14 protein-coding genes are annotated in these 23,746 nt (G+C 58.5%); 4 read left to right on the top strand and 10 right to left on the bottom strand.

What is annotated here, in order from left to right:
• Nucleotides 1-9 precede the first annotated feature (9 nt).
• The gene (locus tag HFP54_RS03855; RefSeq protein WP_168564089.1) at nt 10-900 is read right to left on the bottom strand and encodes a hypothetical protein; all 891 of its coding nucleotides are present in this window, start codon (nt 898-900) and stop codon (nt 10-12) included.
• A 33-nt stretch (nt 901-933) separates the two neighbouring features.
• On the bottom strand, nt 934-4,866 hold the full coding sequence (locus HFP54_RS03850) for a secretin N-terminal domain-containing protein (RefSeq protein ID WP_168564088.1): 3,933 nt from the start codon (nt 4,864-4,866) through the stop codon (nt 934-936).
• 466 nt (nt 4,867-5,332) lie between these two features.
• Between HFP54_RS03850 and mutS the strand changes: the two genes are divergently transcribed.
• Nucleotides 5,333-7,951, top strand: coding sequence for a DNA mismatch repair protein MutS (gene mutS, locus HFP54_RS03845; RefSeq protein ID WP_168564208.1), 2,619 nt, complete (start codon nt 5,333-5,335; stop codon nt 7,949-7,951).
• A gap of 22 nt (nt 7,952-7,973) precedes the next feature.
• Here mutS and HFP54_RS03840 read toward each other — a convergent pair whose 3' ends face one another.
• The 3 genes from HFP54_RS03840 to leuB all read right to left on the bottom strand — a co-directional run bounded on the left by HFP54_RS03840 (nt 7,974) and on the right by leuB (nt 11,044).
• The gene (locus HFP54_RS03840; protein WP_168564087.1) at nt 7,974-8,753 is read right to left on the bottom strand and encodes a TatD family hydrolase; all 780 of its coding nucleotides are present in this window, start codon (nt 8,751-8,753) and stop codon (nt 7,974-7,976) included.
• Nucleotides 8,754-8,807: 54 nt separating this feature from the next.
• Nucleotides 8,808-9,851, bottom strand: coding sequence for a phosphatidate cytidylyltransferase (locus HFP54_RS03835; RefSeq protein ID WP_197136502.1), 1,044 nt, complete (start codon nt 9,849-9,851; stop codon nt 8,808-8,810).
• A gap of 122 nt (nt 9,852-9,973) precedes the next feature.
• On the bottom strand, nt 9,974-11,044 hold the full coding sequence (leuB, locus tag HFP54_RS03830) for a 3-isopropylmalate dehydrogenase (RefSeq protein ID WP_168564086.1): 1,071 nt from the start codon (nt 11,042-11,044) through the stop codon (nt 9,974-9,976).
• 383 nt (nt 11,045-11,427) lie between these two features.
• Between leuB and HFP54_RS03825 the strand changes: the two genes are divergently transcribed.
• Nucleotides 11,428-12,639: a glycosyltransferase gene (locus tag HFP54_RS03825; RefSeq protein ID WP_168564085.1), complete on the top strand. Its 1,212-nt coding sequence runs from the start codon at nt 11,428-11,430 to the stop codon at nt 12,637-12,639.
• An 84-nt stretch (nt 12,640-12,723) separates the two neighbouring features.
• Here the strand turns inward: HFP54_RS03825 and HFP54_RS03820 are convergent, their stop codons facing one another.
• From HFP54_RS03820 to HFP54_RS03805, 4 genes are all read right to left on the bottom strand, one after another.
• Nucleotides 12,724-14,091 carry a BamB-related PQQ repeat family beta-propellar protein gene (locus HFP54_RS03820; protein WP_168564084.1) on the bottom strand — a complete coding sequence of 456 codons (1,368 nt, stop codon included), beginning with the start codon at nt 14,089-14,091 and terminating at the stop codon, nt 12,724-12,726.
• A gap of 61 nt (nt 14,092-14,152) precedes the next feature.
• On the bottom strand, nt 14,153-15,718 hold the full coding sequence (locus HFP54_RS03815; RefSeq protein WP_168564207.1) for a sulfatase family protein: 1,566 nt from the start codon (nt 15,716-15,718) through the stop codon (nt 14,153-14,155).
• A gap of 147 nt (nt 15,719-15,865) precedes the next feature.
• Nucleotides 15,866-16,702 carry a diaminopimelate epimerase gene (dapF, locus tag HFP54_RS03810; protein WP_168564083.1) on the bottom strand — a complete coding sequence of 279 codons (837 nt, stop codon included), beginning with the start codon at nt 16,700-16,702 and terminating at the stop codon, nt 15,866-15,868.
• A 187-nt stretch (nt 16,703-16,889) separates the two neighbouring features.
• Nucleotides 16,890-19,691, bottom strand: a complete 2,802-nt coding sequence (locus HFP54_RS03805) for a protein kinase domain-containing protein (RefSeq protein ID WP_168564082.1) — start codon at nt 19,689-19,691, stop codon at nt 16,890-16,892.
• Nucleotides 19,692-20,092: 401 nt separating this feature from the next.
• Here HFP54_RS03805 and hemC point away from each other — a divergent pair, with 401 nt between their 5' ends.
• Both hemC and hemL read left to right on the top strand, forming a co-directional pair.
• Nucleotides 20,093-21,031, top strand: a complete 939-nt coding sequence (gene hemC, locus HFP54_RS03800) for a hydroxymethylbilane synthase (protein WP_168564081.1) — start codon at nt 20,093-20,095, stop codon at nt 21,029-21,031.
• Nucleotides 21,032-21,099: 68 nt separating this feature from the next.
• The gene (gene hemL, locus HFP54_RS03795; RefSeq protein WP_168564080.1) at nt 21,100-22,416 is read left to right on the top strand and encodes a glutamate-1-semialdehyde 2,1-aminomutase; all 1,317 of its coding nucleotides are present in this window, start codon (nt 21,100-21,102) and stop codon (nt 22,414-22,416) included.
• Nucleotides 22,417-22,431: 15 nt separating this feature from the next.
• Here the strand turns inward: hemL and HFP54_RS03790 are convergent, their stop codons facing one another.
• The gene (locus HFP54_RS03790; protein ID WP_168564079.1) at nt 22,432-23,718 is read right to left on the bottom strand and encodes a response regulator; all 1,287 of its coding nucleotides are present in this window, start codon (nt 23,716-23,718) and stop codon (nt 22,432-22,434) included.
• Nucleotides 23,719-23,746 lie beyond the last annotated feature (28 nt).

Genomic DNA, 23,746 nt, shown 5'->3' with positions numbered 1-23,746 from the left:
CTGCGGCAATCAACGCTGCGTTTGATTAGATGGCATCGTCGCACTGGCGGGCATCGTCGCACTGGCCGGCATCACATCGACCGACTGGGTCATCGGCCGTCGACGCATCGAAACATCACTCGCGGGCGTCGCATCGCTGGACGCCAACATGGATCGGCTTTCGGTGGCGCCACCAATCCTGGTCGACCCCGGCACCGAGCGGCGACGCTGGATTGTCGTCGTCGTTAATCCCGAGGCTCGCGTGGTCCCACCGGCGTTGGCCGCCTGCCAGTCCTTGTACTCCGGTGCAAAACGTTGTGCCAACGTCTCTTGCGTTTTTTCAACTTGACCGGGCAGCACCACCTTGGCCGGACTGGACTGAATCGGCTTGCCACTTTCAGTCACGAAGGATGCGACCAGCGAAATTTTACGCTGTTCGCCGCCGACGGCATCGAACGGAATCCAAACGCTGTACGACGCGCCCAGATCAGATTGGCTGTAGTGCTTTGTGAATTGCTCCGGCGTGAATTCGTACCGCTTCACTTGTTCCTTCGGATCAGTCGCGTCTTCGTTGAACGCGTGCACGACCAAGGTCCCTTCGACCGGAACGGCGTGCGATTTTTCATCGAAGAAGAAAATCCGTCCGCCGAAACCACGAGTCGGGACCCGTCCGGTTTGCATCAGCGTATCGGGCGTCCACGTCGCGGCGACTTGCACCGGATTGGGATACGGTTTGGGCTGGTCGTCTTTCTTTCCGATCAGCGGCAATTTTTCCCACAGCGTTTCATCGGTCTTCGATGCGTTGGCCGTCGTCGGACGCCCCGTGTCTTGTTTGGCCGTCAATGATGCACAACCGGTCATGGTGGTGCATCCGCCGACCAACAGTGCGACGGCGACGATTGGGCGTGATTTCTTTTTCATCGTTCGGATCCTTCCTTTCGATTGATTCGTCGACTATCGCAGCCAAGACAAAGGCGAGACCTTGGGGAAGCGACGCTTGGGCTTGGCCGGTTCCTGCCCAGTCGTGTCACCCGCGTTGGCGGAAACTTCGGTGGCCCCCTGTCCCAGACGGATCACTTTGCCGCTTTGGGTTGCCTGCGGCGTGGTGCTGGCCGGGGCTGGCGATGACCAACTGGACTGCGAATTCCAAGATGCCTGACGCATCGCCTCAGTCGGGATCGGTGCCACGACGGGTTCAGGGTTTGCCGCGGCACCGCCGCTTGATGGCAGTTGGAATCCGCCCACGTTGCCGCTTTGGCCAGCCGATCCACTTTGCTGCATTGCCGGCGACGGCTGAACGCCGGATGTCGGCATGCGGTGACTGACCGGCGACGCGGGCGTCATCGTGACGGGCGGCTGGACATTTTCAGGCGAATGAATCCGCTGGGGTGCACGCGGCTGCGTCGGTGCTTGCATGGCCGACGGTGCGGTCATGATCGGCGCGTCGGCGGGCAGCGTCGATTCGAAGGGGATCTCAGCACCAGCGGGCGGCTGATACGGTTGCGGCTGGATCATCATGCCGTCGTTCAATTCAACGGGTTGTGACTGGATGACCGCACCTTCCTGGACACAAGCTTCGCCGGACGCGTTTCCGTTGACCACCTGTTGGCTGATGATCTGTTCCTGCATCACACCATCAATGGTCGGTGTCATATCGGGATAGATCGTCGGACCAACCGCGGGTCCCCACAGTCCATAGCCATGGCTAAGCCCGACGTCACCGTGAGCTTCGACCACGTCGGCCAAGCACCAGGACATGCGGCTGGATTCGGTCTGCTTGATGTATTCCAAATCCTCTTCGCCGTTGATCAGCATCGGCGTCATGACCAGCAGCAGCTCGCTACGTGCTTCCGTTTCCTCGTCATACTTGAACATGTAACCCAGCAACGGGATGTTCGACAGGTAGGGCACGCGACGAGTCACGTTCTCTCGGGTCTTTTGGATCAGACCACCAAAGATCACGGTTTGTCCGCTGTATGCGGTCAAGGTCGATTGAGCTCGAGTGATGTCAATCGGCGGGACGACGACGGGTGCACCATCGAAGTTACCGATGACTTGTCCCGGGTCGGTGTTGTTGATGGCCGATCGTTCGGCATCGATTTCCATATAGATCTGGCCGTCTGATCCGACACGCGGAAAGATTCGCAAGATCAAGCCGACGCTGACGTCTTCGACACCGATCGCCGTGTTATTGTTCGTTACGACGACGTCTTGGGGCCGTGCGACGTCCTGGCCGACCTGGATCAACGCTTCGGTATTGTCCGCCGTGGTGATCTGCGGACGGCTGATGATTTGCAATCGGCCGGCGGTTTGCAGCGTACGAAACAGCATGTTGACCGATTCGCTGGCCGCATTCAGCACGAATCCACCCACACCGGCATCGGCACTGGACGTCCCCACACCGAACGTGGTCACGCCGCGTGAGGCCAGTGTGTTGGGGAACACGTTGTTGATGTTCGGCAGGTTGGTTCCGTTGAAGTTGTATCCGTTGTCGCTGTACGGCGGGACACCGGTCGCACCGCCCGCAATGTCACGGTCGAACAACAGCGAGTCTTGCAGGCCTAGTTCGCCACCGATTTCGAATCGATCGTTCAATCGAACTTCGGCGATCACGGTTTTGACCATGATCATCGGCGGACGACGATCCAGTCGGTCGACCAGTCGCCGGACGTCCGGATACAACCGCGGGGCAACACTGATGATCAGACTGTTGGTGCGGTCTTCCGGCACGACGATCAAGTCGCGGTCCAACATGTCGAACGGTCCCAGACCGCCTTGTTGGAATTGGGTGTATTGATTCTGTGACTGGCTTCGCGAACTGACGTACTGTTGCAGGGCTTCGGCCATTTGGGTGGCGTCCTGGTGACGCAGCCAGATCACTTCGGTGATTCGTTCGGCAAAACCTTCGCTGTCCAGACGCAACAGAATGCTCTCGACGACTTCCAAGTCCTCTGCACTGCCGCTGGCGACGATGCTGTTGGTGCGAATTTCGGCGCTGAACCGCAGTGGCGTCAGCGAGCTTTCCGACGCCGTCGAATCGGCCAAGTTGCCCGCCCCGACACTGGTGCCGGATGTCGCCGCATCATCGCCGAACAACGATTGCAGTGCGGCGGTCAGGTTGGTCGCGTCGCCGTTTTCCAGCGTGAAAACCTTCACCAGCGACTCGACATCGGCCGGACGATCCAACTGCCGGATCAGTTCACCGATCAGCGGCATGCTGGTCGACGGTGCTTTGACGATGATCGTATTGGTGTTCGTATCGGCGGTGACAACAGCGCCCACCAAGACGCCACTGTCCAATTGCTCGCTGCCTTCGCTGCCCAGTTTGACGATCGACAGCGTCGTCGACGGCGGGGACGCTTCGTCACCTTCGCCCGGCGCGATGATTTCGTTCAGCGTGTCAGCCAAGTCTTCGGCAAGCGTGTTGCGAAGCGTGAATGTGCGGATCTCGCTTTGTGCCGCGATCTGCTGTACGTCCAATTCGTTGATCAGACGAGTCACCTCGGCCAAGTCACGCTGCGACGCACTGACGATCAAACTGTTGGTGCGATAATCGGCGCTGATACGAACGCGAATCCCCAATCCGGGCCGCGGGTCGTCACTGCTGCCGGGTTGCTCGGTGAAGAAGCCGCGAATCGTTTCTTCTGCATCGACGGCCGATGCGTGTTGCAGACGAAACACCCGCAATCGATCGTTCTCATTGATGGGTTGATCAATCTTTTGGATCAAGTCCATCAAGCTGGCGATCGCTTCCTGGCGTCCGATCAACAGCAATGCATTGGGCGTGTCCAGCGACGTGATGCTGACTTCGCCCTGTCGCGTCGACAAAACGTCTTCGTACAACTGTTGCAGCAAGGTTTCGACGGCATTGGCGTCGGCATGTTCCAAGCGAACGACTTCGACCTCGGGTCGCGTCAGTTCGCTTTGACGTTCGATCTCACTGATGATCTCGCGGACACGTTGGACGTCCTTCTTGGCCCCCTTGATGATGATCATTCCCAGTTCGGGAATGAACTGCAGTTCCGTATCACCGGCAACACCCTGCGCACCCAATTCGTCTTCGTTCGCGGGTGGTTCACCCGCATCGCTCGCACCGTCTTGCGGGGCAGGGGCTTGGAACATGGCGTTTTGCAACGGCACCTGAGCCAGCCGGCCGGCCGGTGCGGGGATCGCGGCCATCGCTTCGGCTTGGTTCGATTCGACTTCGCGTAGCAACCGAATCGCGCGTTGGATCGGCGCCGGTTCGGCGTTCTGCAATCGCACCAGTTGCATCACATCGCCGGGCGAACGGATGCCACCGTCGATCGCATCGATCATTTCTTGCCACCCCGGAACGGCGGGCTGCGGCGCGATGACGGTGACCGTGTTCAGCCGTCGATCCACCTGGACTGTGGTTCCAGTCAGGGGAGCACTGGTCAATTGGAAAGCCGCCCGTTCGCCATTGCGACTGGTCGTTACCGGCGTGCCTTCGGGGATCACCTGAGCGATGGCGTCTTCGAATTCGCGCCACGTCACCGCGGTCAGCTGGACTTTCAGCGGGCCTTCGGTCTGGGCCGATGCCGGTTGCACCGCGGATGTCACCAGCTTTCGGACTTCGCTGGCGATCCGGCCATGCTCGCGAGCCGGTGCCAACACGACGACCTGGTTGTTCTGCGGGTCGGGTTGGATGGAGATGCCCGGCACGTCGCGATATCGCAAACTCATCGTCGTTGCGATTCGCCGCGCGGCGGATCCGGGAACGCGAAGCTTTTTCAGCTGCGGCGCATCGGCAGCCGCCTGGCCAACCGTTTGGCTGACCGGCACTGGATTCGGATACTGGGCAGCCACCCATCCGGTCTGGGCCATCAGCAGGGCCGCGGCACATGCCCGAGTGAAGGAGCGACGCATGATGTATTTCCGTCTTTGGTTCAGGTGACGTATTAGCAATCACGGGTTCATGCCGGACGCGGACAGACCTCATGGGTCCTGGGTCGGTGTCACGACCGGCACAAAACGCTCTCCCGTTCAATCGGATTCATCGGTGCGGGTGGTACAGGCACTACAGACCGAACCCGGCATTGGAAAGCTTTGACGGTTTTGACGATCGTTCCAGCTACCCCCGGCGCCCGTCACGGCCCCGAACCTCGGATTTCACCGCCCAATCGTCAAACTTTGCCAGGCATCGAAAAGCTCTCGGTGCATACGAGAGTGGCCCGTGGGCGTTTAGAAACGACGCATCCTTAATCTCCGGTTGCTGGTCCAGCCCGCAAAAGTTGCCCCAGTCGGACGATCGTCACGGGATACGCGGAAACCGTGGCGTCGCGAGATCCATCCTGACTGGGCGGATGCAAGGTCGATGGGTACGATTTCCGCCATGACACCAATGATGAAACAGTATCACGAGGCGAAGACAGCCTGTGGCGATGCCCTGCTGCTGTTTCGCATGGGCGACTTCTATGAATTATTTCTGGAGGACGCCGAAACGGCCGCCCGGGTCTTGGGGCTGACTCTGACCAGCCGGGACAAGGACAGTGCCAATCCCACGGCAATGGCGGGCTTTCCCCACCACCAGCTGGACCAGTACCTGCACAAATTGATTCGTGCGGGCTACCGAGCCGCCGTGTGCGAACAGGTCGAAGACCCCAAGCAGGCCAAAGGGCTGGTCCGCCGAAAAATCACCCGCGTCGTCAGCGCCGGCACGCTGACCGACGACGGTTTGCTGGATCCCCGCGAAGCGAATTATTTGGCCTGCGTTTTCCTGCCACCCGCCAAGGCGGACAACGCGGACGATCCGATCGTCGGCCTGGCATGGGCGGAACTTTCCAGCGGACGTTTCGAAGCCGGCGTGTTCCCACGACACCGCTTGGAAGATGAATTGGAACGGATCGGGCCGGCCGAAGTCCTGTACCGCGAAGACGATGGACGGTTTTCCCCCGACACCACCGCCCCGTGGTCCTGGACACGCCGACCGGCATGGACGTTTGCCCAGGACGCCGCCGAAGAAACATTGTGCAAACAGTTGGGCGTGCACAATCTGGACGGCTTCGGATTCGCCACCGAAGACGCACCGGCGATCGCCGCGGCCGGCGCGGTGATGACCTACCTGCAAGAAACCCAGCCGTCGGGTTTGGATCACTTTCGGTCTTTGACATCGCACCGTCAAAGCCGCGTCTTGCAAATTGATGCGGCCAGCCGACGTAGTCTGGAGATCACACGAACCCTGCGGACCGCATCGCGCGAAGGATCGTTGTTGGACGTGATCGACCGCACCTGCACGCCGATGGGTTCGCGGATGCTGGGCGACTGGGTGGCCGGTCCGCTGATCGAAATTGATCCGATCAACCACCGATTGGATGCGGTCGAAGAATTCGTCAACAACGAAAATTTACGGGACGATATCCGCGCGACTTTGAAGCAAACGTTCGACCTGACACGACTGCTTGCCCGATTGGCGACGGGTCGAACCGGGCCTCGTGATTTGCAACAAGTCGCACGCACGCTGGCCGGGCTGCCGACGTTGAAAGCTCGGTTGACCGACCGCAAACCGGCACAGTTGGTGCAGATCGAATCATCACTGCATCTGTGTCCCGAACTGCGTTCGAAGCTGGAACGTGGCTTGGCCGACGAATGCCCGCTGTCGGCCGCCGACGGTAACTTCATCCGCGAAGGCTACGACGAAGAACTGGATCAGCTGCGGGATTTGGCCAAAGGCGGCAAAGAATGGATTGCCGCGTATCAACAACGTCAAATGGACGAAACCGGCATCACCAATTTGAAGGTCGGTTACAACCGGGTGTTCGGCTATTACCTGGAAGTCAGCAACGCACATCGCGACAGCGTCCCGGACGACTTCATTCGCAAACAAACGCTGAAGAACGCCGAACGATACATCACACCGGAGCTGAAAGAGTACGAAGAAAAGGTGTTGGCGGCCGACGAAAAGGCCGCGGCACGCGAACAGCACATCTTCCAAGAACTTCGAACCGCGACCCATCAGCATTTGGCGATCCTGCAAGAAGTCGCCGATGCGATGGCACAGCTGGACGTCCTGGCGGCATTGGCCGAAATCGCCAGTCATCGCGGATGGGTGCGTCCCCAGTTGACCGACGATTCGATCCTGCGGATCGAAAACGGACGTCACCCGGTGCTGGACATCACCATGCCTCAGGGCGAATTCGTTCCCAACGACTGTGTGCATTCGCCCGAAGCGGGCATGATCCTGTTGATCACCGGCCCCAACATGGCGGGAAAGAGCACGTACATCCGCCAAGTCGCACTGATCACGCTATTGGCGCAAACCGGCTCGTTCGTGCCTGCCGACAAGGCGGAAATCGGGCTGACCGACCGGATCTTTGCCCGCGTTGGTGCCAGCGATGAACTGAATCGCGGGCAAAGTACGTTCATGGTGGAGATGGTCGAAACGGCGCGGATCCTGAACACCGCAACGTCACGCAGTCTGGTCATTCTGGATGAGATCGGACGAGGCACCAGCACCTATGACGGCCTCTCGCTGGCCTGGGCAATCACCGAATACCTGCACGAACAGATCGGTTGCCGGACACTTTTCGCAACCCACTATCACGAACTGACCCAACTGGAAGAAATGCTTCCGCGGGTTGCCAATTTGAACGTCGCCGTCAAGGAATGGAACGACGAAGTCGTGTTTCTGCATCGCATCGTCAGTGGCGGTGCGGACAAGAGTTACGGCATTCACGTGGCCCGCTTGGCGGGTGTTCCCAAGGCCGTTGGCGAACGCGCCAAGGATGTTCTGGCACAGTTGGAAGCGGATCACCGAGACGCGTTTGATCGTCCGACCATCAGCGCCCCGGATGACAACCAAGGCGGTGGGCAATTTCAATTGACGCTGTTCGGATTTGCTGATCATCCATTGCTGGAAGATTTGCAAAAACTGGACATCAACGCGATGACGCCGATGGACGCGTTGCAATTTTTGCAGGAAGCAAAAGAAAAATTGAAATCAGCCCGCGTCTGAATCGAAGAACAAAAGCGGTCGATCAACGAAGCTGAAAGAATCGCTTCGCATTCGCCGTGGTCGCATCCGCCAAGTGCTCCGGTGCAACACCGCGCACATCAGCCAAACACCGCAGCGTATGTTCAACGCGGGCCGGTTCGTTGGGGCGTTTCCCCCGCAGCGGCTCTGGACTGAGGTACGGCGAATCAGTTTCGACCAACAACCGGTCCTCCGGGACCATCGCGGCGACTTCGCGTAGGTCGTGGCTTTTCTTAAACGTGACCATACCTGCAAAGCTGATCATCATTCCAAGATCCAAACACTGTCGTGCTTGGTCGATGGTTCCGGTGAACGAGTGCATCACGCCGGCGGGTAATTTGGAACGGCTTTGCATCTGCTGCAAAATCAGTTCACAGCTCTCACGCATGTGAATCACCATCGGCAAGCCCGTCTGCAGGCACAAATCCATGTGCCGATCAAAATAGACCTTTTGGTCGTCGATGGGCGTGTCGTCCCAATAGCAATCCAAACCGGTTTCGCCGATCGCCCGCACCCCGGGACTGCCGGCTAGATCGGCGACAAACTGCCAATCGCCTTCGGCCGCCGAAGCCACCGAGTTCGGCTGGATTCCCACGACGGCGTACAAAAAATCGGGATACGCCGCGGCCAATTCGACCGCACGCACACTGGTCGGACGATCAATGCCGATCACGGCGATGCCGACCAGCCCGACCTGTTTCGCGCGATCGACCACCTGGTCAACGTTGTCGGCGAAATCGTCGATGTTCAGGTGCGCGTGGGTGTCAAACAGGGTCAACGTCATGATCGTTTCGCGGAAACGGGATTCGGTTCGAGGGGTTTTCGGCTTGGGTCGTGATCAAGCGGTGAAGAAGAAACGCGTGACGTGAAAGAAAATCGGCGCTGCAAAGCAGATGTTGTCGATCTGGTCCAACACTCCCGCGTGCCCCTGGACCAGCGTTCCCGTGTCCTTGACCCCGCGGTCGCGTTTGATCGCACTCATCGTCAACGTTCCCGCGCTGGCCATGATCGTGACGACGCCGCCCATCACACCGGCTTCCCATGGGTAAAACGGCGTGGCCCACGACAGGGCGGCGGCAATGATACCCGTGCTGACGATCGACCCCAGGACGCCTTCCCAAGTTCTGGACGCGTTGATCTTTTCGGCGATCACCGTTCGCCCGGCAAACACGCTCCAGGCACGCTCCATCACCAACGACAGTTGGGCGATCAGAACGAAGAAGATCATCACGCTCAGGTTGTTGCCTTCCCACGGAATTTTTTCGGCACCGCTGCGGATCGGTGTCCGCACCAATTCCAGGTCCAACAACGCCGGTGCGTGGCTTAGCGAGTAAACACAAATCAGCAGCCCTGATTGAATCTTGGCACTGCGTTCCAGGAATCGCTTGTAATCACCCGCGATCGCGGCCCGAGCGGGAATGAACAGGCTGGCGTAAACGGGAATGACGATGCTGTAGTAGTCGTAATAACCGCTGCCCAGCCCGATCAGGATGTATTGCAGTGGGGTGAAGATGAAAAAGATCCAAAACAACGTCCGGTGATCTCCACGACGTGTCGGCGTCATGGTGATGAATTCTCGTAATGCCCAAAACGACACCAAAAAGAACAGCACGACGACCCCGATGCGGTGAAGCAACAGCCCGATCGCAAAGATCGCCAGCATCATCCACCACACACGGATCTTGTAGTTGAACCGCGTGATTAAGGTGTTTTCGACACCCAGTTTTTCACGGCGTGACAAGAACCATCCGACGACACTGGCGATCCCCAGCGTTCCCAGAATCAAGGCCAGCAACAAATACGTCGGGGTCAGCGATGCCGACTGGGCAGCCTGTTGCACCGGAGTCGCCGGCATCGAAACCGTGGCGGCAAAATTCGTCATGATCCACCTGTGCCCTGCGGTCCAATGACGTCTGGGGCGAATTCAAAATCGCAAACTGAATCAGATCGCGGCGCCCCCGCTGGTCACGCCGCCGTATGCGAACCCATGGTCAGTCGGCGGCGTTAGGCCAACTTGGCCGTGACCGCCTGGCCCATGACTTCGGTGCTGACCGAATCACCTCCGCGGGCGATATCCGCGGTCCGCAATCCGTCGGCCAGGACTTCCTGAACGGCGGATTCGACCGCCGCGGCTTCTTCATTCAAGTCCAACGAATGACGCAGCAACATGGCGGACGCCAGAATCGTCGCCAGCGGATTGGCGATGCCTTTGCCGGCGATGTCCGGTGCGCTGCCGTGGATCGGTTCGTACAATCCGGGACCACCATCGCCCAGCGAAGCACTGGGCAACATGCCCAGCGAACCCGGCAACATCGATGCTTCGTCGGTCAAAATGTCACCGAACATGTTCCCGGTCACCACGACGTCAAAATCGGCCGGACGATTGATCAAGTGCATCGCCATCGCGTCGACCAAGACGACGTCGTACTGCACCTCGGGAAATTCATCAGCCATCACGCGTGCGGCGGTACGACGCCAAAGCCGGCTGGGTTCCAACACGTTGGCCTTGTCGACACTGGTCAAGCGGTTGTCGCGACCCTGAGCCGCTTTGGCGGCCAAGCGAACAATACGCTCCACTTCCGGAACGCTGTAGACCATCGATTGATAGGCCGATTCGTGTCCATCGACTTCTCCGCTGCCCGACTGGCCGAAATAGATCCCGCCGGTCAATTCGCGGAAGAACAGAATGTCCGTTCCTTTGATGATGTCGGGCCGCAGCGGTGAAGCGTCGGCCAATTGATCGAACATCTTGATCGGACGCAGGTTGGCGAACAGCCCCAGTTCCTTGCGGATCCGCAACAACCCGGCTTCGGGGCGTGTCTTGGCATTGGGGTCGTCCCATTTGGGTCCACCAACGGCGCCCAGCAGAATCGCATCGCTTTGCCGGCAAGCGTCCACGGTGTCCTGAGGCAGAGGATCGCCGGTTTCATCGATGGCGATCCCACCGATCAGACAACTGGTGTACTGGAATTCATGGCCAAACCGCTTGGCGACCACTTCCAAAACGCTCTTGGCCGATTCCACGATTTCCGGCCCGATGCCATCGCCGGGCAACAAGACAAGGTTGGCTTTCAAGGGGATGCTTCGTCACAAACAGGGGGATTGAACGGGGAAAATTGGCCGACGGCGCTCCATCAGAACACCGAACGGTATCGCCGGGGACGCGTCAGCTTAAACCAAGCCGGCCGGATGACGTAGACGGGCCAAATCCAGTTCCACCGCCCGCCAAACACGGTCGGCCGAATTTGCCGGCGACCACGGCTTCGGATCGACCGGCACAATCCGCAAAGTCGAACAAGACGATCCCCGGTCACAGGCCCGGCGGTGACGGTGACAGGTCACGTTACCAAGTGGCAAGCAAAGATTAGACAGTCACCTGGTCAGACAAAACCAGTAACGACACCCGCCCGCGGTCCGATCTGCCGTCTGTACACCCGCGTTTTCGCAGGACACGCCCGATGCTTACGCCCATGGTTCCCACATCAATCGAAGCAACCGTCGGCCCGGTCGCAGTCATGGCGACGCCCAAAGCCAAAACGCCGGTGGCGATGCGGACCACCAAGGTTTTGCACTTGGTCAACGGCGAACACTTTGCCGGTGCCGAACGTGTCCAATCGCACTTGGGACGATGCCTGCCGTCGCACGGATTCTTTGCCGATTTCGCATGCGTCAAACCAGGTCGCTTTTCTGAAATGCTGCATGAAAAACGCGGGGCATGGGGCAGCGCTTTCGACGTTCCGATGTCGGGCCGATTCGACATGGCCGTGACGGGTCGAATCGCGACACTGGTCAAAGATCACGGATACGAATTGCTGCATGCCCACACACCGCGGACCGCGTTGTTGGCGGCGATCGTGTCGCGTTTGACGTCGCGTCCCTGGGTGTATCACGTGCACAGCCCAGCATCGCGTGATTCCGATCGACCTTGGCTGAATCGGATCAACGCGTGGACCGAAAAGGCCGCTTTGCGTAGCGCCGATCACCTGATCACCGTGTCCGAAAGCCTGCGAGACCATTGCCGGGCCGGTGGCATCGCCGACGATCGCATCAGCGTGGTCCACAACGGCGTGCCCGGCATCCGACCGCGTCGGGAACGTTTTCCAAGTGTCGGACAGCGATGGACGATCGGCATGATCGCGTTGATGCGGCCGCGAAAAGGCGTGGAGGTCGCGTTGGACGCGTTGGCTCTGTTGCGACAGTCAGGCCACGATGTCGTGCTCCGGTGCATCGGTCCGTTTGAGACACCGGAATACGAACGCCAAGTCAAACAGCAAGCCGATGGCTTGAATCTGGGCGACAACGTCCAGTGGGTGGGCTTCACCGATGACGTCCCCGCGGCGCTATCGCAATTGGACGCCATGCTATTGCCAAGCCTTTTCGGCGAAGGGCTGCCCATGGTCGTACTGGAAGCAATGGCCGCAGCGGTTCCGGTGATCGCGACGCACGTCGAAGGCACCCCCGAAGCGATCACCGATGGTGTCGAAGGCTTGCTGGCCGAAGCCGGAAATGCCGAAAGCCTAGCGGACAAGATCACCGAATTGGTCACCGGTCGCCATGACTGGACCGCTATGTCCGAAGCCGCCTATCAACGTCACGGTCGGCAGTTTTCGGACTTGGCCATGAGCAATGGGGTCGCCGATGTTTACCGACGTGTGCTGGACATCGATTAAATCCATCAATCGATCGCACCATCGAATTGCACGACTTACGCATACCGTCGCCGCCGACGGCCAGCGAAATTCGACCGAATAGATTCAAAAGCGATAGATCGCTTGATCGGTGCGAATCAGCAGCGAATCGTCCACCGCCACCGGCGACGCCATGATCTGTTCGCCCAAGTGATTTTCTTGGACCAAGTCGAATTCTTCGCCCGGACGGACGACGAAGACGTCACCATCGTGGTTGGCAAAGTAGATTCGGCCACCGGCCAACAGCGGTGAAGCCGAAAAATTGCCTCCCAGCCGTTTCTTCCAAACAACGCTGCCGTCTTCGGCGGCAAAACAGGAAGCCACGCCGGAATCATCGACGATGTAAAGCAGCCCATCTAACAACAACGGCGACGGCTTGGTCGGCACACCCCGTGACACCGTCCAGCGGACGTGCGTGTTGCTGACGTCGCCGTTACCGGTCACATCGACCGCCCACAATTCTTTGCTGCCAAAGCCGGTGGCAAAGATCACCAGATCCTGATGCACCACCGGACGCGGCACAACCGAAAACCCGCTGCCGTGATCCACGCGCCAGATTTCTTTACCGCTGGACGGGTCCAACGAAATCATCCATTGGGCGCCCATGCAGATCAGTTGATCACGTCCCTTGGAATCTTCAATCGCGATGGGAGTGCAATAGGATTTTCGCTGGTCACCATTGCTGGCCCGCATCGGCGGACGATCGGCCTTCCAAATGGTTTCGCCGGTCGCTTTGTCCAGTGCCACAACATACTGCTGCTCCATCCCGTCTTGGATCAGGATCAGTTTGTCGTCGTACACCATTGGCGAACTGCCGGGTCCGACCGCATGCTTCAGCGGCAAGACTCGTGACCACACGACGTCGCCACTGTCACGGTCAATGCAAAAGGTGCCAAACGTGCCGAAGTGGCAAAAAACGGAACCGCCGTCGATCACGGGCGTCGGTGACGCGTAACTGTTCAGCGAGTGAATCGCGTCAGGTTGCTGAACCGTGGTCAGGTCGATCGTCTTGGTCAGACTGCCCGACTGCAAATCGACGGCCAACAATTTCAATTTGATCGAAGCAGCGATCGCAAGGGTGCGAAACTTCTTTTCATCGTTGTCCGTTTTTCGCAGCAACTCCAAGCGTTCTTCTTCGGTCGGCTGACGTTCCACCGCGGTGGTCATCCAAACCACTCCATCGGCAACGACTGGTGACGACCAACCTTTGCCGACAAGCTCCGTCCGCCAAAGCGACGTTGTTTCGCCACCGAATTCGACGGGCGGATTCTGTTGCATCGCGACGCCGTCACCACTCGGCCCGCGGAACTGTGGCCACCAAGCCGCCTTGGCCGCGCTGCCGGAGGGTTCCGCAGCGGGCAAAGCGGCATGATCTCCGCCGGAGACCAACAACATGATCGTCGCGGCCGAAACGCCGCGCAGCATCCACTTCATCGATTCATTCTTTCTGGAAGTTGACAATATCAATGGGAGCACGTCGGCGTTGCGGGCCGAACTACTTCGCCTGGCGGTTGATCGGTTCGTCCACGACCATCGCCTTGGGAAACGCCGCTGCATCATTCCCGCCGCGGTCGTCCCAACGCTTGTTCTGGCTTCTGCCCGCGGGCTGATTCATCGGAATGTCCATCCCGCCGGCCTGACCAAGCATGGAATACAGCTGGTTTTCCATTTCCTGAACCACGTTTTGATATTCAGGATCATGGATCAAGTTCTGGGTTTCCTTCGGGTCCTTTGACAAATCGTACAGTTCGTCGGTATCCCACAATCCGTAATACGTGATGTATTTGAATCGATCCCCTCGCAACGCGAATTGCGTCGGTGATTGGGGAAAGTTCTTTTCCCAGTAATACACGTACAAGAAGTAGTCACGCCACGGCTGATCCGCATCATTCGGCAATTCCAAGAAACTGCGACCATCCATGTATTCGGGGGTCGTCAACCCGGCGGCATGCATGATCGTCGGGCCGACATCAATGTTCCCGATGACTTGTTCGACAACCTTGCCGCCGTCATACAGATCGGGACACTGCATCATCATCGGAACACGAATGGATTCTTCGTAGGAAACACGTTTATCAATCAAACCGTGTTCCCCCCACATGAAACCGTTGTCGCCCATGTAGACAATCAATGTTTCGTCATGGATGCCCTTATCTTTCAAACGCTGCAACACCCGGCCGACGCTATCGTCAACGGCCAGCAACGATTCACAGTAACGCCGATACAAGTAATCCAGTCCACGATCACTGTGGTACGAAAAATCGATGCCGTGCCAGCTGTTGCGTTGATCACGAACCCATCGTGGTGAATTGTTTTCGGCGGTGATGTCTTTGCCACGAGGCAAAAAGCTTAGGTCAGCATCGGCATATCGATCTTGGTGACGCTCGGCTGGGGTAAAGTTCGCGTGAACCGCCTTGTGCGACAGATACATAAAGAAAGGTTGATCGTCGCTTTGTTGATCTAACCAATCCAACGCGTAATCGGTCAGTTCGTCGGTGATATAGCCTTTCTGTTTGACCCTTTCGCCGTTGACGTTCAACGTGTAATTGGGGCCTGGCGGCAGGTAGTTGCCTTGACCGCGAAAACTGACCCAATGGTCAAAGCCCGGTCTTGGATCATCGTTTCCGCCACCCATGTGCCATTTGCCGAAGAACCCGGTGTTGTATCCGGCTTGTTGCAAGTATTGCGGAAAGAACAAGGTGCCCTCGGGAACGGCACGGTTGTTGTCGATCACACGGTGTTTGTGGGTGTACAGACCGGTCAGAATCGACGCGCGGCTGGGCGAACACAGCGATGTCGTGACAAACGCATTCTTTAGATGAACACCGTTGGATGCCAGCGAATCCAAGTGCGGGGTTTCCAAAAAGGGATGCCCCATGAAACTCATCGCATCATAGCGATGGTCATCGGTCAAAATGAAAATGACGTTGCGCGGCTGGACTCCGGCACGTTGCTGAACCGATGGCAAATCATCGCCTTGAGCGAACACCAAGCCGTTGGACAAACACGAAGCAAGACACCACGCCGACAAACACAGCGTGAAAACAACAGGTCGGAACATCATTCCGGAATTCTCGAAATCGGTGCGGGGGGGCAAATCAGGAAGGGTCGCTGCAGCAGCGGCGACGTCAAGCGAAGCGCGCATTCTAAACCAAACCGCGTCGCTTTGCGTCCCGCCCCGATTTCATCCCATCGGCGATCCCGTCGTTCACCAAGTCCCGCGGAAGACCTCGGTCGCTCCGCCGGTCATGAACACATGATCGCTGTCTTCATCCCACCGCAGTGTCAGGTCGCCACCGAGCAAGTGATTCAAGATGGTTCGTTCGGTTCGTCCCGTCAAAACACCGGCGACACAAACCGCCGACGCACCGGTGCCACACGCCCAAGTTTCGCCGCTGCCCCGTTCCCAAGTCCGCTGTCGGACTTCGGTCGGTGACAGGACTTCGACAAATTCGACGTTTACACGTTTTGGAAAACGGGGATCGTTTTCCAACTGTGGGCCAATCTTCAGCACCCATTCGTCGTCGGCATGATCAACGAACACGACACAGTGCGGGTTGCCCATCGAAACACAGGTCACGGGAAAACGACGTCCGTCGACTTCCACTTGCACGTCAACGACATGAGGGTCGCCCGAAATCAGTGTCGGTATCCGTTCGGGCTGCAGAATCGGCTTGCCCATGTCAACGGTGACCTGACAAACCTTTCCGTCGTCATCGCATTGCGTTTGGATCGTATAAACCTGGCCCCCCGATTCGATGGTCAGCGGCGATGCGTTGGCGTACCCGCGGTCCTGGACCAACTTGGCGACACAACGAATCCCGTTGCCACACATTTCGCTTTCGCTGCCGTCAGCGTTGAACATGTGCATCCACGCGTCGGCCTGTTCGCTGGGACGAACCAAAATCAGCCCATCAGCCCCCACTCCGAAACGGCGATGGGAAATGCGTCGCGCCAATTCCGGCAGATCCGACGGCACGGTTTGATCGAAGCAATCGACATAAACATAGTCGTTGCCCGCACCGTGCATTTTGACAAATTCCATGAGACCTTTCGCGTGTTGGGTGGGGGTGTTCTTTAGACGAGCGAACCTGTCGTCAACGGGTTCGCGATGCGATGGCCGCCAACCTGACCGTGTAGGAAGCATCCAAGTGCACCAACACACGAGCAAGTACCAACAACGGGCGTGATCGCCGATCCGAAGCGACGGTGCCCCGACCGGCCCGGCAAGATTATTCGACGGGCTGTTCGTTCAACCACTGGATCCAGCCTGCCAGATCGCTTTCGTCAATCGCCGGCTTTGGAAGTGACGGCAACTTGTTACTTCCGGGAACGCCCGGGGTCTGGGCACGTACGGTCAAAAGGCCATTGATGTCGACTTCGAAGCCGATCATGCGAGCCCGTTTGGCCGACGAATCCTTCGCCAAATCCAAGTCGAAATCATATTGTCCCAGGGATTGCCAGTGTTTGCCAAGAGGCCCGGAGCTTTCGACCAGGGACAGCGTCAACGATTCCTTTTGTTTCCCGGCACTGATTCGGCGATTCGTCCGAGCCGGCAAGATCGTGCCTCGCGGAATGATGGGCAGAATGCGGCTGCGTCCCTGCGCGTCTTCGACCAGAACGCCGATCTGTTGGCTGGCCACGTTTCGCGGCGGCATCGGGATATCACCGCGACCGGGCAATTCACCTGAAAGGCAAATCGCTGCACCACAAGCCACATCATGGCGATCCGCCATCGTGACATTCGCGGCGGCAGGAACCCCGGCAAAGATTCGCTTCTTCAATTCCGGCATCCGCAACAGCGGTCCCAGACCGACCACATGGTCAACTTCGTCGGGCCGGATCGACGCGCGTTCACAGGCCTGTTGGATATGTTCGGTGACTTGGTCGATCAAGTCTTCACATCGCAGCATCCACTGCATGCGATCCACGACGACGGACACGGGATGCGATGCGGCTTCGATCGTAATCTTGACGCTGGGCAACATGATCAGCGACTGAATCGCACGCTCACATGCGGTCTGCAACCGAGCGGCTCGTCGCAGGGTTTTTCGTGGATCCAGATCGATCGACCGGCTGTACATCTCCGCGGCCAAGTCGACCAGACGTTGAATCCAGATCAGTGTGCCGTGGTTCCAATGCCCACTGGCCCCCAACTGTTCCAGCCGACCGTTTTCACACCGAACGACCACCGCCTCGCATGCCTGGCCGGTCAGTCCGACAAACAACACATGACGGCTTTCGTCGCCCGGCATGGGTTCGGATTCGGCCGGGTCATCCAACACCAACGGATTGTCGTCCGTGGGGGCCGATGCAGTTCCGCCACATTGATGTTGCATCATCATCAATTGCACGCACGCCAAGGATCGGTCCACCAAGCGAACCGAACGCAGGCCGGCGATGGTCGCCGATTGCATGATGCTGCGGCGATGCAGCTGGTCATAAATCGATGGGACAGTGATCGCCACCGCTTCGGGCGGCTGTTTGCGATTCCACGCCTGACGCATCGCGCGGCGGATCATCGCGCCCATCAAGACTTCCGGTGGACAATTGCGTCCACAAACTTGCCGACCGATTGTTGGCTGGCCGAAATACATCGGCAAACACCGAATCACTTGGTCGGGATTGGTCGATTGCCGCTGAGTTGCGACGTCACCGAATCGCATCGTCCCGTCGCTGCCGGTCATCACCATTCGAAACAGCGGTTGGCCCAGTTCGCCGGGCGTCAAATTCCGCAGCGATCCGCTTAAGTCCGCACTGGCGGCGGCCAAGTCGAACATTCCCAGATCCAAACCGACAATCTCGGTCCGACGCGCCACGGTGGATTCACCGCCATAGGTCGAACCGCCAATGATCGTGCTGCTGTCTTGTGCGATCGCCTGCATGGGCGCCAACTGTTGCAGCCAAGACGGCGCGGAATCCGATGCGACGTAACCTGACAGGTCTTCGATCACTTCATCCAGCGAGTTGTATCGGGCGCCCGGTGACTTTGCCATCATGCGTCGAAACACGTTGGCAAAATTCATGTCGACGTCATCGCGGATCTGCATCAGATCGGGAATTTCGCCGTGGCGATGACCGTACACTTGGTCCAAGAATTCGCCGGGATATGGCGTGCGTCCGGTCAACAAGAAATACAGCGTCGCCCCCAACGAATAGATATCGCTGCGTGAATCAATCGATTCGGGGTCTTCCAACTGTTCGGGCGACATGAACGACAGGGTGCCGATCAGCTTTCCCGGTCGGCGTTTGACCCGTGATTGTTTTTTGCCAGCGGTTTTGTCATCGCCGTGGTTTTGCGATTTGGCATCGGCCGCACTGGTTCCTGCGTCGGTCTTAGCCGACGGCCGAATCGCGTCGACCGCTAGCGAGCTGATTTGGGCCAAACCCAGATCCAATACCTTGACCGTCCCGTCGGTGGTTCGCATCAAGTTTCCCGGCTTGACGTCGCGGTGCACCACGCCGGCCCGGTGCGCGTGCAGCAACCCCAGCGCGGCTTGCCGAATGACATCCGCCGCATCGCCGACGGTCAGTGGCCCGCCTTCGGAGACGATCTGGGTCAACGTTTTTCCATCGACGTATTCCATCGCCAGATAGGGCACACCATCTTGTTCGCCCGCGTCAAACGCGGTGACGATGTTCGGATGCATGACGCGAGAGGCGGCACGGACCTCCGAAAAGAATCGTTCGATTGCTTTGGCATCGCCCAGCCGGTGAACGGGCAGTGTCTTCAGCGCGACGGTTCGCTGCATCCGCACATGTTCGGCCAAGAAGACTTGGCCCATGCCGCCGGAGCCCAACAGCGACTTGATTTCGTAATCGCCCAGGCGGTCATGGACCTCCAGGACGTCATCGGCCGAATCACCAGAAGAAACTTCGAACAACCCCGCTTCGGTAAAGTCGTGTGAACCCGCCTCCCCATCGCCGGTGGACCATTCTCGGGTCGCATCGTCGTCGCGAAAATCGCCGGTTGGTGGATTTGCGGACACGTTGGGATCAAATACCAGATGGATGACGGCCGGGACGGTGAACATTCAATACAAAATTCGGCCGCACGGTTCGCGGTGGGGCGACCGCCGGGGTCGTCACACCGCATTGGCTAACGTTTAATGGTGCGGAACCTGATGCCTGACTACGGGGGCAACATTCACGTCGGCCGTGAGGCGCGAAAAAACACCGGTTCGGACGTCGAAAATCGAATCGCCCAACACCGGGACGATCCGCCCATCGAACGCAAACCGAGCCGTGATCGTACCCGTCGACGTGCGAATCGACGAACCCACGGGGTCGGCGGAAACACCGATGTGTCAACAGGTCGCCCCTTCGCTTGGCGGTTCCCATTCTAGCCACCGTGCCGGATGATCCAGGTTTCGCAGCCCCAACGCGAGCCCGAGAAAGCCGATCCGGCATCCGCAGTTTTTGGACTTTTTGCTTGATGACAGATTTACCGATCGTGCGAATTGCCACGCGTGAGAGCCCTTTGGCGATGTGGCAGGCGCGTTTCGTTGCCCAGAAACTGACGGATGCCGGCTACGACACTCGTCTGGTCCCACTGGTCAGTGGTGGCGATGTCGACCAGCATCCGATCGACGGATCGCGGAGCGTCGGTTTGTTCACCAAACGGATTCAGCAGGCATTGATCGAAGACGAAGCCGATGTGGCGGTGCATTCGCTGAAGGATTTGCCGACCGAACCGGACGAGCGTTTCACGTTGGCCGCCGTGCCGACCCGCGAAACGGTTAGCGACAGTCTGGTTTCGCCCCAGCGATACGACGTGGACACTTTGCCGAAAGCGTCGGTCGTCGGCACGGGCAGTCGCCGCCGCATGGCCCAGTTGAAGGCGCTGCGAAACGACTTGGACATTCGGCCGATCCGTGGCAACGTCCAAACCCGACTTTCGAAACTGAACAGCGGCGAATTCGATGCAATCCTGTTGGCCGAAGCCGGCATCCGTCGGCTGGAGATGAACGACCTGCCGCGTCAAACAATTGAGCTTTCACAGATGCTGCCGGCACCGGGGCAGGGTGCGCTGGGTATCGAAGTTCGCGCCGGTGACACAGCGACACTGGATGCGGTTTCAAAACTGGACGATCCCAACAGTCGGCTGTGCGTCACAGCGGAACGAACCATTCTGTCGCAATTGCACGGCGGTTGTCTGGCGCCCATCGCCGTGCTGGCAACCATCGTTGACGATCGCGTGAACGTCCACGCTCGCGTCTTGTCACACGACGGCCGACAATGCTTGAACGAAACGGGTGAATTGGATTCTCCCGATGCGAAATCGACGATCCAGTTGGCCACCAACATTGCGAACCGGTTGATCGAATCAGGAGCCAGAGAAATGATCGAACAAGAACGATCGTCCAACCTGTAACCCATCACCGTCACATCAAAAGCCTCAACGCCTGACATACACAGCAATCACTGCACAGGTCCCACGACATGACATCGATTTCATTGACGGCCGCCGCCGGCGAAAAGAGCCGTGCCGCTTTCGAATCCGCGCGACAACTGATGCCCGGTGGGGTGAACAGCCCCGCACGCGCTTTCGGCGCCGTGGGCGGAACACCGCTGTTCATCGATCACGCCAAAGGCCCGCACCTTTTCGACATCGATGGCAATCGGTACTTGGACTACATCGGATCATGGGGCCCCATGATTTTGGGTCACGCCCAAGACGAAGTGATCGATGCCATCACCGCAGCCGCATCGCGTGGGACCAGCTATGGCGCACCCACGGAAGCCGAATCGGTGCTTGCGCAACAGATCATCGACGCGGTGGATTCAATTGAAAAAGTGCGTCTGGTCAACAGCGGCACCGAAGCGACGATGAGCGCGATTCGCGTGGCACGTGGCGCCACCGGTCGAGACAAAGTCATCAAGTTCGCCGGCAACTATCACGGCCACGTCGACAGCCTTTTAGTCGCCGCCGGCAGCAGCGCGGCAACCTTGGGCACGCCCGATTCCCCCGGTGTGACCGCGGGCGCCAGCCGCGACACCATCGTCCTGCGATACAACGACGTCGATGCCATCACCCAGTGCTTTGCCGATCATCCCGGCCAAATCGCAGCCGTGATCATGGAACCGGTGGTCGGAAACATGGGGTGCGTGCCGGCCAGCGAGGTCTTCATGAAAGAAGTCCGTCGGCTGACCGCCGATGACGGATGCGTGCTGATCTTTGATGAAGTGATGACCGGATTCCGATTGGCTTACGGCGGTGCACAAGAACGCTATGGGATCACCCCCGACATGACGACGCTTGGCAAAATCGTCGGCGGGGGCATGCCGCTGGGCGCCTACGGCGGCCGAAAGGACATCATGGATCAGGTGCTGCCCGCCGGAAAAGTCTTTCAAGCGGGAACCCTAAGCGGCAATCCGGTGGCCGTAGCAGCCGGCAGCAAGACCCTGGAAATCTTGAAACGCCAACCGCCCTACGAACAACTGGAACGTCTGGGCAAAAAGTTAGCCGATGGTTTGGACGCGGCGGCAACGTCGGCCGAGATCCCGCACCAAGTCCAACAAGTCGGCAGCATGATGACGCTGTTCTTTCACGATCAACCGGTCAACAGCTGGGACGAAGCCGATCATTGCGATCGCGATCGGTTCGCCAAGTACTTTTGGGGCATGATCGGCCAGGGCGTCTACATGCCATGCAGCCAATTCGAAGCGTTATTCTTCAGCCGCACGCACACCGAAGCGATGATCGACGAAACGATCGAAGCGGCGCAACAGGTCTTGGCCGCGATCGCATCTGATTAACCCACCTTCACACGGCTAGATCGGTGCGGCAACCGGTTCGTCGGCACCGCTGAATGAATCGGCCGCAACGTGATCCGCGTTCGCACCGACGTCGGTATCGCCGTCGCTCTGTCCCTGGGATTCATCCGCCGCGTTCGGTTCGGATTCCTCCGACGCCTCCTGGGCATCGGGTGTTTCCACAATGGCCTGGACAAACAGCGGCCGCAAATCATCGCGAATCGCCATTTGTTGTAAACGTTCAATGAACGCTTGGCTCAACCGGGTCCCCTTGGACAACAGCAGGGAACCATCGCGGGTTTGGACGTTTTGCGCCAGGATCATGCCTTCTTTCAACGCGTAAGGTCGAATTTCAACATCCGGTCTTTCATCGTCCGGTGCCGAGAATTCCGACACGTCCAACCTGGCCGCCGCATCCAATACGGACTTGGCAAGCCCAGGGATTGCGTGCGTCAATTGAGTCAAAGCCCGGTCAGGCTTCAGCCCACTTCGCAAATGAAATTCGTACACGATCGCGGTACGAAGCAACAAAGCGCCGGCTTCGATTCGCGTTTCGCGGGACTGTTCGGGATGATCGGGAATTCGACTGGCATTGGGATGCCGGCGAACGATTTCCGCCACATCAGTCAAACGCGGAATATTGGCGATCAAGCGACCAGCGATCTCGGCTTCCGAATCGATGCAAACACCATAAGTGTCGGAACGGTCCTGGTCATGTTCGCCCACGACGACCCGGCCGATGTTGGCAAGCGATGCGGCGACGCGATAATCCCAAGGTTTGCCCAGGCCCATCTGATCTGCCAATTCGTCCACGAACCGCATCACGGTGTGCGAACGCTGGAAAACGATGGGATGCGTCAATTCCAAGATTTCCGTCAATACGGTCAGTGCACCGCCAAAGGTGCGGCGTAGCAAATCTTCGCGACCATTGAGCAAATCATATTGCATCAATCCATCTTCGATCGCGCGATGCAGCACCGAACTGTGACATGGTTTGTGAAGCAATCGGAACACCTGACCAACGTTGACCGCGTTGCACGCGGTCGTCAGATCTTGGTTACCAGTCAGCATCATGTAGATGCTGTCGGGGAACTTCTTCCGTGCTTCTTTGATCAATTGCAAGCCGTCCATCTGCGGCATTCTCATATCACAGATCACAACACCGAACGGGTCTTGATGCTCCATCATCTGCAGAGCCATTGCCCCCGAAGAAGCCGTATGAATTTCAAACGTCCCTTCGAAGCGACGCGCCACCGCGTCGAGCATTTTTTGTTCGTCGTCGACGAATAAGACTCGATCGTTCATCTTTCATTCACCCCATCTGTGATTCGAC

Origin of the sequence: Crateriforma spongiae, assembly GCF_012290005.1 — a bacterium.
Lineage (GTDB): Bacteria > Planctomycetota > Planctomycetia > Pirellulales > Pirellulaceae > Crateriforma > Crateriforma spongiae.
This window is presented reverse-complemented; position numbering and strand designations above follow the sequence as displayed.

Coding starts and splice junctions, on each gene's coding strand:
- mutS (WP_168564208.1), top strand. CDS start 5,333: ATGACACCAATGATGAAACAGTATCACGAGGCGAAGACAGCCTGTGGC.
- HFP54_RS03850 (WP_168564088.1), bottom strand. CDS start 4,866: ATGCGTCGCTCCTTCACTCGGGCATGTGCCGCGGCCCTGCTGATGGCC.
- HFP54_RS03855 (WP_168564089.1), bottom strand. CDS start 900: ATGAAAAAGAAATCACGCCCAATCGTCGCCGTCGCACTGTTGGTCGGC.
- HFP54_RS03835 (WP_197136502.1), bottom strand. CDS start 9,851: ATGACGAATTTTGCCGCCACGGTTTCGATGCCGGCGACTCCGGTGCAA.
- HFP54_RS03790 (WP_168564079.1), bottom strand. CDS start 23,718: ATGAACGATCGAGTCTTATTCGTCGACGACGAACAAAAAATGCTCGAC.
- HFP54_RS03805 (WP_168564082.1), bottom strand. CDS start 19,691: ATGTTCACCGTCCCGGCCGTCATCCATCTGGTATTTGATCCCAACGTG.
- hemL (WP_168564080.1), top strand. CDS start 21,100: ATGACATCGATTTCATTGACGGCCGCCGCCGGCGAAAAGAGCCGTGCC.
- HFP54_RS03820 (WP_168564084.1), bottom strand. CDS start 14,091: ATGAAGTGGATGCTGCGCGGCGTTTCGGCCGCGACGATCATGTTGTTG.
- HFP54_RS03825 (WP_168564085.1), top strand. CDS start 11,428: ATGCTTACGCCCATGGTTCCCACATCAATCGAAGCAACCGTCGGCCCG.
- HFP54_RS03840 (WP_168564087.1), bottom strand. CDS start 8,753: ATGACGTTGACCCTGTTTGACACCCACGCGCACCTGAACATCGACGAT.
- hemC (WP_168564081.1), top strand. CDS start 20,093: ATGACAGATTTACCGATCGTGCGAATTGCCACGCGTGAGAGCCCTTTG.
- dapF (WP_168564083.1), bottom strand. CDS start 16,702: ATGGAATTTGTCAAAATGCACGGTGCGGGCAACGACTATGTTTATGTC.
- HFP54_RS03815 (WP_168564207.1), bottom strand. CDS start 15,718: ATGTTCCGACCTGTTGTTTTCACGCTGTGTTTGTCGGCGTGGTGTCTT.